Consider the following 11,901-nt stretch of genomic DNA (forward strand, 5'->3'; position numbering starts at 1 on the left):
GATGTTATAAATGAGAATAATTCTCTGGTATGGAAGTATGATTTTTTTTCATTGATTCATTTCTGCGATTATTTCTTTGCGCGATAATTCCTGGTCAAATGCCCACTGATTCGTGCCACTTTCCCATCAAATGTACGGTTAAACCCTGTTTTTTCGCCTCGAAAGCCTTTTACCAAGCCTTAACCTAAATTCAACATGATGACTGAATTTCATCAAAACACATCCTTAATTGAATTTTTACATTCTGAAATACCTATATCCCTAAGATTGCCAGGTTATTTACCGATTTATAAAGCTATTAACAAAAATAATTATCTTTCTTAGCAAGTGAGAGTCGTCGCGCCATGCTTCTAAATAAACCGACCACCAGACGTAAGTTTTTACTTGGGTCGCTGTTGGCTTTGCCATTAAGTGACCTGGTATTTAAGGGATTGACTGCGGCGCAAGCTGCGGAAATGGCAGCACCCGAGCTCGCCGACTATAAACCGATCTTTTTCAGTGCCGATGAGTGGCAATTTATCCTGGCCGCAACCGATCGCCTGATTCCAGCCGGCGGCAAAGGTAAAGCGCCAGGTGCACTGGAAACCAACGTGCCGATCTTTATCGATCAGCAACTGCACAGCCCGGAGTTCGGGGCAGAGATTTACATGCAGGGTCCGTTCAACGTGCATGCGCCTGCCACCATGGGTTATCAAATCCCGTTCACGCCACAGCAGATGTACCAAACCGGTATCAAGCTGGTGAATCAGTGGACGCAAAGCAACTTCCAGAAACCGTTCCATGAGCTGTCACTGGAAGAGAAAGATGCGGTGCTGACCAAAGTGAACAAAAACGACGGCATTGACTTCGCCGCCCTGGGCGAAGAGAACCTGAAGGCCTCGCAGTTCTTCGGCCAGCTGCTTGCAGATACCAAACACGGCTACCTCGCTGACCCGATGTACGGCGGCAACAAAGGCATGAAAGCCTGGATTGCCATCGGCTTCCCGGGCGCACGCGCCAGCTTTACCGAATGGGTGAAGCAGCACAACGTGCCGTACCCGCTGGGACCGGTCAGCCTCCTGGGTGAAAGCGCGTAAGCACACCCCCCGTTTTGGTATGTGAGACAGGATTAACATGGCACAGATTACAAAGAAAGAAGTCGATGTCGTCGTTTGCGGCCTCGGCTGGGCCGGCTCGTTGATGAGTATTGAACTGGCGATGGCGGGACTCGAAGTGCGCGCATTGGAGCGTGGCGGCGAGCGTGATTACCCGGATTTCGCTTATCCGAAACCGGCTGATGAATACGCCTACAACGTGCGTAACAAAGTGTTCGCTACGCCAAAAGAAGTGGCGGTCACGGTGCGTTACAACAGCAGCCAGACGGCGTTGCCGACCCGTAAATGGGGCGCGTTTGCGCCGGGAACCGGCGTGGGCGGCGCGGGCATGCACTGGACGGCGGTGCTGATTCGTCCAACCCCAACCGACCTGAAGCTGAAAACCTACGTCGATGAGGCCTACAAGCCGGGCATCCTGCAGGAAGATATGCGCGTGATGGACTTCCCGTTCACTTGGGAAGAGATCGAGCCGTATTACTACAAGTTTGAGCTGATCTGCGGTCAATCCGGCACCACCGGCAACCTGCGCGGCCAGATTCTGCCTGGCGGCGATCCGTTTGAAGGTCCGCGTTCTGAACCTTATCCGTTGCCTGCACTGGAAGATACGCTGAACAACGTGATGTTCAAAGAGGCGGCCACCAAACTCGGCTATCATCCGTTCCCGAACCCATCTGCGTGCGTATCACGCGCGTGGAAAAACCCGTACGGCAACCAGATCGCGCCGTGTAACTACTGCGGCTACTGCTCGAAATATCCGTGCCTCAACTACTCAAAAGCCTCACCACAAACGGCGGTGATGGATGCGTTGAAACGTATGCCGAACTTCTCATACGAAGTGCATGCGGAAGTGGTGAAAGTGGTACTGCATGACGACCAGAAAACTGCCAAGGGCGTGATTTACTACGATGTGGACGGCAACGAAGTATTCCAGCCGGCGAAGATCGTGGTGCTGTCCAGCTTCCAGCTCTATAACGTACGCCTGATGCTGCTCTCCGGTATCGGCAAGCCGTATAACCCAATCACCGAAGAGGGTGTGGTGGGGCGTAACTACGCGTTCCTGTCGAACGGCGGCGCAACCCTGTTCTTCAAAGACAAAAACTTCAACTCTTACGCCACCGCCGGCGCCACCGGCCAGATGTTCAACGACATCTCACCAGGCAACTTCGATGGTCCGGGCCTCGGTTTCCTCGGCGGCGCCAAGATCCACAGCTCGCAAGCCACCGGCACGCCAATGGCTGCTGCGCTGCCGAAAGGCACGCCATCGTGGGGCATGGGTTACAAAGAAGGTCTGGAGGAGTGGTACAACCACTCCATGAAGATCAGCATCACCACTACCTGCCAGTCGTATCGCGATATCTATCTGGATCTGGATCCGAATTACACCGACCATCGCGGTCAGCCGTTGCTGCGCATGACGTTCAACTGGAAAGAGAACGAACTGAAGCTGCAACAGCACCTGAAAGGCATCGTCGGCAACATCGCCAAAGAGCTGAACCCAGACAGCATGAGCATGAGCTTCCTGCCAATGGGCGCGGACTTTGACCTCACCAAATACGTTTCGACCCACAACGTGGGCGGCGCGGTGATGGGCGATAACCCGAAAACTTCTGCACTGAACAAGTACCTGCAGAGCTGGGACGTTCATAACGTGTTTGTACCGGGCGGCAACGCCTTCCCGCAAAACTTCCAGGCGAACCCGACCGATACCATCGGCGCGATCACCTTGATGGCGGCACAAGCCATTAAAGAACATTATCTGAAAAATCCCGGTCCACTGGTACAGGCATAAGCGCATGAAATTAAAATCATTGTTAATCGCCAACGCCGTGCTGCTGGGCAGCTTTGCACTGCAGGCACACGCGGAAGATGAAGCTCAATTGATCAAGCAGGGTGAATACCTGTCGCGTCTCGGCGACTGTATGGCGTGCCATACCGTTTCCGGTAAAGGGGATTACGCTGGTGGTTTGGCGATTGAGTCGAATCTCGGCACCATTTACTCCACCAACATCACGCCGGACAAAGAGCACGGCATCGGCAACTACAGCGAGCAGCAGTTCTCCGACGCGGTGCGCAAAGGCGTATTGCCGGATGGGTCGCGTCTCTATCCGGCGATGCCGTACCCGGATTACGCCAAAATCTCCGACGCCGATATGCACGCGCTTTACGTCTATTTCATGAAAGGCGTGAAGCCGAGCAGCGAGCAGCCGCCGGAAACCGATCTGAGCTTTCCGTTCAGCCAGCGCTGGGGCATGCGCTTCTGGAACTGGGCGTTCACCTCTGACAAGCCATTCCAGCCGATTGGCGGCGCGTCAGAAGAGGTTAATCGCGGTGCTTACATCGTGGAAAGCCTGGGTCACTGCGGCAGCTGCCATACGCCACGCGGCCTCGGCATGAACGAGAAAGCGCTGGATAGCGGCGACGATCAGTTCCTTGCCGGTGGCAGCCTGAACAACTGGGATGTGCCGTCACTGCGCGGTCTGCCGCGCTGGAGCGAGCAGGAGATCGTTGATTACCTGCAAACCGGTCGTAACGATAAGGCCGCAGTGGGCGGTGAGATGAAGTCAGTGATTGAGCACTCCAGCTCGCACATGACAGATGCCGACCTGAAAGCGATCGCGGCTTACCTGAAGTTCCTTGGTGGTAATCCGCCGCTGCAGGCGTACAACGTGCAGAAGCAGCAGGCAACCGAAGCGAAACTGACCGCTGCGAAAGGCTTGTCGGAAGGTGAGCGTCTGTATATCGACAACTGCGGCGCCTGCCACTTTGTCACCGGTAAAGGTGCGCCGGGGATCTTCCCGGAGCTGGATCAGGCGACCATCGTCAATGCCAAGGATCCAGGTGGTTTGATCCACACCATTCTGGCCGGTGCGCAGCAGCCATCCACCGAGAAAGCGCCATCAACGCTGGCGATGCCGGGTTTTGCTAAGCGTCTGGATGATGATCAAGTGGCTAAACTGGCGACCTTCATTCGTCAGGGCTGGAGCAACAATGCGCCAGCGGTGACGAAAGATCAGGTAGCAGAAGTGCGTAAAACGTTGAAAGGTGAGTAAATCGCTTAAAACTGCGTGATAAATCGCGCCGCTACGGATAGGCGCAAATACCGTAGCGGCGCAATTCATTGCGCGTCTTCAACGTGGTCTCAATGATAATTGTGAATCACTTCTAACACGCCATTAATCACGAACTGCACGCCCATACACACCAGCAAAAAGCCCATCAGACGTGAAATCGCTTCGATGCCACCTTTACCAACCAGCTTCATGATGGCGCCCGAACTGCGCAGCGAAATCCACAAAATCACCGACACGGCCAAAAACGTCAGCACCGGGGCGACGGCAACCACCCATGCCGGGAAATCTACGCCCGATTTAACCGTCGACGCGGAACTGATGATCATCGCAATGGTGCCCGGTCCCGCGGTGCTCGGCATCGCCAGTGGCACAAATGCGATGTTGACGGTTTCACGGTTGCTGTCGGTCGCGTCCAGTTCATCCTGCTTGTGCTCGGCTTCGACCGAATGCCCGACCGGTTTCGCCGGAAATAGCATGCGAAAACCGATAAACGCCACAATCAATCCGCCCGCCATGCGCAGGCCGGGAATGGAGATGCCAAAGGTGTGCAACACCGCGCTGCCGGCATACCACGCCACCATCATGATCAGGAACACGTAGATCGAGGCCTGCATCGCCTGGCGATTACGCTCCTGGAAATTCATCTCTCCGGCCAGGCCGAGAAACAGCGCCACCGTGGTCAGCGGATTGGCGAGCGGCAAAATCACCACCAATCCCAGCCCGATGGCTTTAAACAACTCCAGCATGAAATGTCCCATTTGAAAAATTATTCGATAATCGCACGGCTCGTAACGGCGCAATTTATTGCGCGTTAAGAGGATGGAGAGTCGGTCAAAACCGCGCGATAAATCGCGCCGCTACGGTGTGTGCGTTCATTGATTAGTGCTTCGGCGTATCCAGCGCCTCGATCAGCTCAGGGAAGAAATCCTGCAGCAGCTCAGGCGTCATCAGTTCGGGATAATTGATTAAATGCTCGCGAATGCGCTCATTCACATCCGGCAGCAGGCGTTGGGCGGCGTCTTGCGCACTGATCTTCTTCTGCTTCATCAGGCGCAGCACGTCATCCGGCAGATTGTCTTCATCTTCAACTTCATCCACACCTTCGAGATCGTCCAGCTCATCCAGCAGATCCATCAACGCTTCAATCTGCGGCGTGCGTGACTGGTATTCGGATGGCTGCTCGTTCTCCAGATAACGCAGCAGCGCGCGCACCGGTGAACCATCGGGTTCGGCAGGCGGTTCGTTGGCGAACCAGGTCAAGAGATCGTGCTGCGTCACCTGATGGACGTGATAACCGTTATCCACCAACTCATCGGCGAGGATATCGGCGGTATCGTGCTCAATCAGGCAAATGTGGGTGCGATTAGGCGTGAACTGCTCCAGCCACTGATAGATCTCTTCAATTACGCTGTCGTCGTAAATAAAGTGTTGGCTAAGATAGCTGTCATCCTGCTGGTGAACGCAGATGTGAATCTGGTCGGGATCGAAGTAAATCGCAATGTTGATGCCTTTCATGTGCGCTGTCCTGTGTGGTGCAAAATCTCACTATAGCCTCAGGCAGCGCAGATGAACATGGTGCCGCCAGCAGCATGAGCGACTGGCGGTAAAAATTAACGTAAATCAGCACGATCCAACCCATAAGCGCTGTCCAGTGCGCCCGGCGTCATCTGCGACAGCACCATCAGGCGATTCCAGGTATTGATCACCGCGATACAGAACGTCAGCTCACTGGTCTCCACTTCGGAGAAGTGCGCGCGCACCTCGCTATACAGCGCTTCGTCGATGCCGTGATCGCCCAGACGCGTCAGCGCTTCGGTCAGCGCCAGCGCCGCTTTCTCTTTGGCGGTGAACAGCGGGGATTCGCGCCAGATCGCCACATGATGCAGACGCAGCTCGCGCTCGCCGTGCAGTTTGGCCTCTTTCACATGCATGTCGACGCAGAACGCGCATTGATTGAGCTGCGAGGCGCGCAGATCGACCAGATGCTTCAGTGAGGTTTCTAATGAAACATTACTAACGTTAATGGAGAGATCGGACATGGCTTTGACCAGTGTCGGTACGGTTTTAAAGTGGTTAACGCGTGCAGTCATGTTTTTATCCTCAGGTCAGTCGTTTTTCAATGCGAAGGTGATGCGGGCATCTTAAACTTCCATGTCTGAGTGAAAAGGGTCAAAAAACGTGAAAACAGGTAGGGCATGGCGTGGGTTATAAAGAGATTTATGCGCGATATCGCCAGCAGATTCTTGCAGGGCAGCTGAAGCCGGGCGACCGCGTACCGGCGATCCGTACGCTGGCGAGTGAGTTGCAAGTGGCGCGAAAAACGGTGGAAGCCGCTTATGAAATCCTGATCGGCGAAGGCTATTTTGTCAGTCAGGGCGCGAAGGGCACGCGCGTTAATCCTGAACTGATTTTGCCGGAAACAACCGGCAAAACGGCAGTGCCTGCGCCGCCAGTGAGCGCGTTAATCCAGCGTGAGAGCAAAGGCGAGCTGCGGCTTGGCATCCCGGCGCTGGATGCGTTTCCGCACAAAAAATGGCTGCTGATTTCCGGCAAAGCGGCGCGCAGCCTGCGCGCCGATGAGATGATTTTGCCGCCGGTCATGGGTTATCAGCCGCTGCGGGAAGCCATCGCCAGCTACCTGAATATTTCGCGTGGACTTAACTGCCAGCCGGAACAGATTTTCATCACCAGCGGCTATCGCGCCAACCTGCGACTCATTCTGGCGGTGCTGGCGCAGCCTGGCGACAAGGTGTTGTTTGAAGATCCCGGCTATTTCTTCGGGCAAAAACTGCTGAAGCGCATCGCGCCGAATCTGCATTACGTGCCGGTCGATCGGCAAGGCATGGATGTGGATTATCTGCTGCGCTATCACGCCGATGCGCGTTTCGCCATCGTCACGCCTACGCATCACAGCCCGCTGGCGGTAACCTTATCGCTGCCGCGCAAACATCAACTGCTGGAGTGGGCACAGTACAATGACAGCTGGATTATTGAAGATGATTACGACGGCGAGTTTCACTACACGCGCAAAGTGATTCCGGCGCTGAAAAGCCTGGATGTGCACGATCGGGTGATTTACACCGGCACCTTCAGCAAAACCATGATGCCGGCGATGCGCGTGGGTTATCTGGTGATGCCGAAAGAGACCATCGCGCGCTTCAGCGAGTGGGGGGAAATCCTTGAAACCGGTATGTCGCTGCTGCCGCAAAAGATTCTGGCGCAGTTCCTCAGCGAAGGGCATTTCTATCGCCACATCAAAAAGATGCGCACGCTTTATCAGCAGCGACGCCGCATGATGCTGGATGCCTTGCAGGCATGTTTCCCGGATGTGTTTGATTTTGAACTGACGGATGGCGGCATGCACATTGTCGCCTTCCTGCCGCATGGCACGCAGGACACAGCGCTGGCGGAGATTTGGCAGCGGCATCAGCTGCGCGTATTGCCGCTCTCCGGCTGGTATATGCAGACGCAGAAACGCTATGGCCTGGTGATTGGCTATACCAACATTCGGTCGCTGGACCAGGCGCGGGAGTTGTTGCAGAGAACGGTGCTGGAGACGCGAGCGTTACTGGACTAAAGAAAAGGCGCGAGGGACAGCTCGCGCCTTGATATCGGCGCGTCCTTACATGCCGATATATTTTTTGCCTTGCTTCAGAACCACATCGCAGGCTTTGGTTTTCAGCTTCTCACCCATCGGCGAGTTGCTCAGGCTTTGCAAATTCAGTTGCTGACCGTTGCCGGTGTTAAGCAAGCCTTGCAAACCCTGCTGGTAATCGGTTTTCTGCTCTTGCGCGGTGGTGCTGTTCAGGCCGAGTTTGCTCAGCACCTGATCTTTTACCGACTTCACGTTGTTATCCACCACGTTGTGCTGCACGCAGTAGGACATCACGCCTGCAGCGTTGGTCATGCTGTTGGAACTCACCGCTTTATCGCCGCCGTTGAGCAGGCCGGTAAGCGATGAGAGCGACATGCCGCCGTTCTGCGTGGTGCTGGTGTTGCTGGTGCTGTTGTTTTGCTGTGACAGCTGCGATGCCGCGCTGCTCAGCTGATCCTGCCAGCTTGCTGCCGATGCGCTCCCCGCAACCATGGCTGCCGCGATGCCCCATCCCCAAATCATGCGTTGTACTTTCATCTCAACCTCGTTGTCTTTTATGTTCTGACTGCGTCAGTTTTGGTTAAGAGAGGTTTGAATTCGGAAAGTTCCAGTTAACCGGGCTGATTGGGGAAAATTGGGACCGTTCTGGGTTTTAATTTTTGAACGTCGGTTGGCGGGATCGACGGTATAACAAGCAGTTATCCGCGAAATGCTGTTTTTTTCAACGCTTAGCGCACATCCCTAACGATTCCGGTTGCGCACGCTGTTCGTAACGGTATAATCCCCAACGTTTTCCGCATCCTCTTCAGTGCCGAAGTGGCGAAATCGGTAGACGCAGTTGATTCAAAATCAACCGTAGAGATACGTGCCGGTTCGAGTCCGGCCTTCGGCACCATTTAAAGATACGAGAACTTCCGTAACAGTCCGCAAGTTACTAAAATTAAAGCCGAAAGGCTTTTTTTTTGGTCCGAATTCATCCGAGCGCATCCGTTGCAATCCGGGGATCGGTGGGGGCATAATAAGGGGCACTTACTCTTCGATTGAAAATGTGCCCCCAAAATGAAGCTCACCGCCCGCCAAGTCGAAACCGCCAAGCCCAAAGACAAAACCTATAAAATGGCCGATGGCGGCGGGCTGTATCTCGAGATCACGCCTAAAGGCGCCAAATACTGGCGCATGAAATATCGCCGTCCCGTTGACAAAAAAGAAGATCGCCTGGCTTTTGGCGTCTGGCCTGCGGTCAAACTAGCTGAAGCAAGAGCAAAGCGCGACGACGCTAAAAAGCTGTTAGGGCAGGGAATTGATCCTAAGGCTGAGCAGAAAGAAGCGCAGGCAGTAATGTCCGGTGCCTACTCCTTCGAAACTGTCGCTCGCGAATGGCACACCAGTAACAAACGCTGGAGTGATGATCATCGTTCACGCGTTATGCGCTATCTTGAACTCTACATCTTTCCCCATATCGGAACTGCTGATATTCGTCAGCTCAAAACCAGCCACCTTTTAGCCCCGATCAAGAAAATAGATGCCGCTGGCAAACACGACGTAGCACAACGCCTGCAGCAGCGGGTAACGGCAATCATGCGCTATGCCGTCCAGAATGATTACATCGAATCTAATCCGGCCATGGATATGGCAGGAGCTCTCTCTACAACTAAAGCACGTCACTATCCTGCTTTACCATTTAGTCGCTTCCCTGAGTTTCTAGAGCGGCTGAAGGCTTATCGCGGGCGTGCAATTACTCGCATCGCTGTTGAGCTTTCCTTGCTCACCTTTGTGCGCTCCAGCGAGCTTCGTTTTGCACGGTGGGATGAATTTGATTTCGATAAAGCTTGCTGGCGAATTCCTGCGAAGCGTGAAGAGATTAAGGGCGTTCGTTACTCACATCGTGGCATGAAGATGAAAGAGGAACATATTGTTCCTTTAAGCCGTCAGGCACTGGTTTTACTCGACGAGTTAAAGCAAATTAGCGGTGATAATCCACGATTATTTCCTGGTGACCATGATCCCAAAAAAGTGATGAGTGAAAACACAGTTAATAACGCATTGCGTGCAATGGGATATGATACAAAAAGTGAAGTTTGCGGGCATGGTTTTAGAACGATGGCTAGGGGGGCATTAGGGGAGTCAGGGTTGTGGACTGAAGACGCTATTGAGCGACAGATGAGTCATTCTGAGCGAAATAGCGTTCGAGCTGCATATATTCATACTTCTCAGCATTTAGATGAACGTAAATTGATGGTGCAATGGTGGGCTGATTATCTTTATGATACGTTATTGAACTACACACCGCCATTTGAATTTGCTAAAGGCCTAACTGTTTTAAAATAATTGTATCTTATAATAATTCCCTTATTATAAGTAACGTCCTATTTTATGTGACTTTACTGTGTTTTAATGTCAATTACTCTCTTATCTTGATTATTATAAGGATTTTATGACCAGATTAGATGAAGTTTTTAAAAAGTCTGGGGTCCCGACCCATACATTTGTTGAACCTGCAGAGTATATTAGAGTTAAATCAGGGCTTCAGGTTCCAGGCAGGGGGATGATTATTGAGGGGCCTTCTGGGATTGGTAAAACATCGTGCATAAAAAGAGCTCTCGATGAATTGGGCCTAGTTGAAACAGTTTTAATGCTTTCAGCTCGTAAAGCTGATGATGTGGTGTTGATAAATGAGTTGCCTGCAATGAAAGGGGTAGGGACTGTAATTATTGATGATTTTCATAGGCTTGATGAAGGCGGTAGAAGAAAACTTAGTGACTATTTAAAAATTTTAGCTGATGAAGAGGATGGTGCCTCGAAGATTGTGCTAATTGGAATAAATAGAGCTGGACAGACTCTTGTAGAGTACTCTCCAGATTTATTACACAGGGTAGAAGTAATTCGGGTTGGGCGTACTAATCAAGAAAGAATTAGAAGTTTAATATCTCTTGGTGAGAGTGCGTTAAATTGCCGTATATCAGTAGCTGATGAAATATCAGAAGAGGCTGAGGGCAGTTTTGCAATGGCACAAATATTATGTAGTGAGGCTTGTCTACAGGCTGGCTTAATCATTACTCATGAAGATAAGTCACCTTTGGCTATTGATATAAGCTTGCCAGCAATTAGAGAAAAAGTTCTGGAAGAATTAAATCCTCGTTTTTTTCCTCTTGCAAGAGATTTTGCAACTGGAAAGAAATTAAGAAGAGAAGGTCGAGCGCCATATCTTCATTTGCTTTCTTGGTTATCTCGAACTAACGAAGGAGTTCTGGATACAAGAGAAGCAGTTGCAAGAAATGGAGAGATGAAAGCTAGCGTATTACAAGTTATAGATAAAGGCCACCTTTCGGCACTCATAGATGATAGTGATAGCATTAAAGAATTAATTCACTTTGAACACAAAACCAACCTTCTAACAATTGAGGATCCTAAGTTTTTATATTTTATCAGGCATCTTATTTGGACTAACTTTGCTAGACAAGTAGGATACTCAGGAATAATGTTTAGAGGCGATTACGATTTTGCACTTTCGTTTGCTGGGCAAGATCGTGAGGTGGCAGAAGGTTTGTTTAATAAACTGCAAGATAGAGAGGTGTCCGTTTTTTATGATAAAAATGAGCAGCACCGTATCCTTGCTAATGATGTTGAAGAATATTTGGCTCCAATTTATAGAAGTTCATCTTTGTTCGTAATTGTATTATATAGCCACCATTATCCTGTGAAAATCTGGACTAAATTTGAGTCTGATAATTTTAAACACAGATTTGGTGAGAATTGCATAATACCTATATGGTTCAATGATGCGCCTGCAGGAATGCTTGATGAAACACGGAAGGTTGGTGGAATAACATTTGATCGTGCGGGTGATTTTGAAACGCAAATAAATTATATCTCATCAATTATGTGTGCCAAGCTTGAAGAATTTAGACGTAATGAAAACACTGACTGATTAGATCGATTAAAGGCTCAATTAATTTTCTCTTTAAACACACTTTGCAGTAGCTTTTGAAACTGTAAGGTGTGTTTATTGCACAATTAGCGTGTAAATATAAACGAACTATTATCACTTCTGTTCTAAATTATTTATACGTTGCGCGCGCTCGTACCCCCGCCACGCCTGCCCGCTTTATGTAGCAGTTTTCATGCGGCTGCATGAGTCCCT

At 51.3% G+C, this 11,901-nt stretch carries 10 protein-coding genes and 1 tRNA gene; 7 read left to right on the forward strand and 4 right to left on the reverse strand.

Annotated features, from left to right (window positions below; genetic code table 11):
* The first annotated feature begins 344 nt into the window (after positions 1 to 344).
* Genes MWH02_RS11490 through MWH02_RS11500 form a run of 3 tightly spaced genes read left to right on the forward strand, consistent with a single transcriptional unit; the run spans position 345 to position 4,144 of the window.
* A complete protein-coding gene (locus MWH02_RS11490; RefSeq protein WP_101762220.1) occupies positions 345 to 1,076 on the forward strand; it encodes a gluconate 2-dehydrogenase subunit 3 family protein in 732 nt (243 codons plus the stop codon).
* Positions 1,077 to 1,113: 37 nt separating this feature from the next.
* A complete protein-coding gene (locus MWH02_RS11495) occupies positions 1,114 to 2,883 on the forward strand; it encodes a GMC family oxidoreductase (protein WP_192235833.1) in 1,770 nt (589 codons plus the stop codon).
* Between the two features lie 4 nt (positions 2,884 to 2,887).
* On the forward strand, positions 2,888 to 4,144 hold the full coding sequence (locus tag MWH02_RS11500) for a c-type cytochrome (protein WP_271460665.1): 1,257 nt from the start codon (positions 2,888 to 2,890) through the stop codon (positions 4,142 to 4,144).
* A gap of 89 nt (positions 4,145 to 4,233) precedes the next feature.
* On the opposite strand, the gene MWH02_RS11505 is transcribed toward MWH02_RS11500, so the two are convergent.
* The 3 genes from MWH02_RS11505 to MWH02_RS11515 all read right to left on the reverse strand — a co-directional run bounded on the left by MWH02_RS11505 (position 4,234) and on the right by MWH02_RS11515 (position 6,255).
* Complete coding sequence (locus MWH02_RS11505; RefSeq protein ID WP_110868046.1) at positions 4,234 to 4,911, reverse strand: MarC family NAAT transporter; 678 nt, start codon at positions 4,909 to 4,911, stop codon at positions 4,234 to 4,236.
* Positions 4,912 to 5,044: 133 nt separating this feature from the next.
* Entirely contained in the window at positions 5,045 to 5,680 is a 636-nt protein-coding gene (locus MWH02_RS11510; protein ID WP_101762216.1) for a hypothetical protein, read from the reverse strand.
* Between the two features lie 95 nt (positions 5,681 to 5,775).
* Positions 5,776 to 6,255, reverse strand: a complete 480-nt coding sequence (locus MWH02_RS11515; protein WP_271460666.1) for a carboxymuconolactone decarboxylase family protein — start codon at positions 6,253 to 6,255, stop codon at positions 5,776 to 5,778.
* Positions 6,256 to 6,365: 110 nt separating this feature from the next.
* Here MWH02_RS11515 and pdxR point away from each other — a divergent pair, with 110 nt between their 5' ends.
* Positions 6,366 to 7,742 (forward strand): MocR-like pyridoxine biosynthesis transcription factor PdxR, encoded by a 1,377-nt coding sequence (pdxR, locus tag MWH02_RS11520; protein ID WP_271460667.1) that lies wholly within the window; start codon positions 6,366 to 6,368, stop codon positions 7,740 to 7,742.
* A gap of 45 nt (positions 7,743 to 7,787) precedes the next feature.
* Here the strand turns inward: pdxR and MWH02_RS11525 are convergent, their stop codons facing one another.
* Entirely contained in the window at positions 7,788 to 8,297 is a 510-nt protein-coding gene (locus MWH02_RS11525) for a YjjA family protein (RefSeq protein WP_101762213.1), read from the reverse strand.
* A gap of 273 nt (positions 8,298 to 8,570) precedes the next feature.
* Here MWH02_RS11525 and MWH02_RS11530 point away from each other — a divergent pair.
* The 3 genes from MWH02_RS11530 to MWH02_RS11540 all read left to right on the forward strand — a co-directional run bounded on the left by MWH02_RS11530 (position 8,571) and on the right by MWH02_RS11540 (position 11,688).
* A tRNA-Leu gene (locus MWH02_RS11530) sits at positions 8,571 to 8,655 on the forward strand.
* A 164-nt stretch (positions 8,656 to 8,819) separates the two neighbouring features.
* The gene (locus MWH02_RS11535; protein ID WP_271460668.1) at positions 8,820 to 10,088 is read left to right on the forward strand and encodes a tyrosine-type recombinase/integrase; all 1,269 of its coding nucleotides are present in this window, start codon (positions 8,820 to 8,822) and stop codon (positions 10,086 to 10,088) included.
* A 106-nt stretch (positions 10,089 to 10,194) separates the two neighbouring features.
* A complete protein-coding gene (locus tag MWH02_RS11540) occupies positions 10,195 to 11,688 on the forward strand; it encodes a TIR domain-containing protein (RefSeq protein ID WP_271460669.1) in 1,494 nt (497 codons plus the stop codon).
* Positions 11,689 to 11,901: the final 213 nt, after the last annotated feature.

Source organism: Pantoea leporis, assembly GCF_028048155.1.
GTDB lineage: Bacteria > Pseudomonadota > Gammaproteobacteria > Enterobacterales > Enterobacteriaceae > Pantoea > Pantoea leporis.

What these genes read in the sequence shown, in the direction of transcription:
- MWH02_RS11490 (WP_101762220.1), top strand. Translation starts at nt 345, where the DNA reads ATGCTTCTAAATAAACCGACCACCAGACGTAAGTTTTTACTTGGGTCG.
- MWH02_RS11495 (WP_192235833.1), top strand. Translation starts at nt 1,114, where the DNA reads ATGGCACAGATTACAAAGAAAGAAGTCGATGTCGTCGTTTGCGGCCTC.
- MWH02_RS11500 (WP_271460665.1), top strand. Translation starts at nt 2,888, where the DNA reads ATGAAATTAAAATCATTGTTAATCGCCAACGCCGTGCTGCTGGGCAGC.
- MWH02_RS11505 (WP_110868046.1), bottom strand. Translation starts at nt 4,911, where the DNA reads ATGCTGGAGTTGTTTAAAGCCATCGGGCTGGGATTGGTGGTGATTTTG.
- MWH02_RS11510 (WP_101762216.1), bottom strand. Translation starts at nt 5,680, where the DNA reads ATGAAAGGCATCAACATTGCGATTTACTTCGATCCCGACCAGATTCAC.
- MWH02_RS11515 (WP_271460666.1), bottom strand. Translation starts at nt 6,255, where the DNA reads ATGACTGCACGCGTTAACCACTTTAAAACCGTACCGACACTGGTCAAA.
- MWH02_RS11525 (WP_101762213.1), bottom strand. Translation starts at nt 8,297, where the DNA reads ATGAAAGTACAACGCATGATTTGGGGATGGGGCATCGCGGCAGCCATG.
- MWH02_RS11535 (WP_271460668.1), top strand. Translation starts at nt 8,820, where the DNA reads ATGAAGCTCACCGCCCGCCAAGTCGAAACCGCCAAGCCCAAAGACAAA.
- MWH02_RS11540 (WP_271460669.1), top strand. Translation starts at nt 10,195, where the DNA reads ATGACCAGATTAGATGAAGTTTTTAAAAAGTCTGGGGTCCCGACCCAT.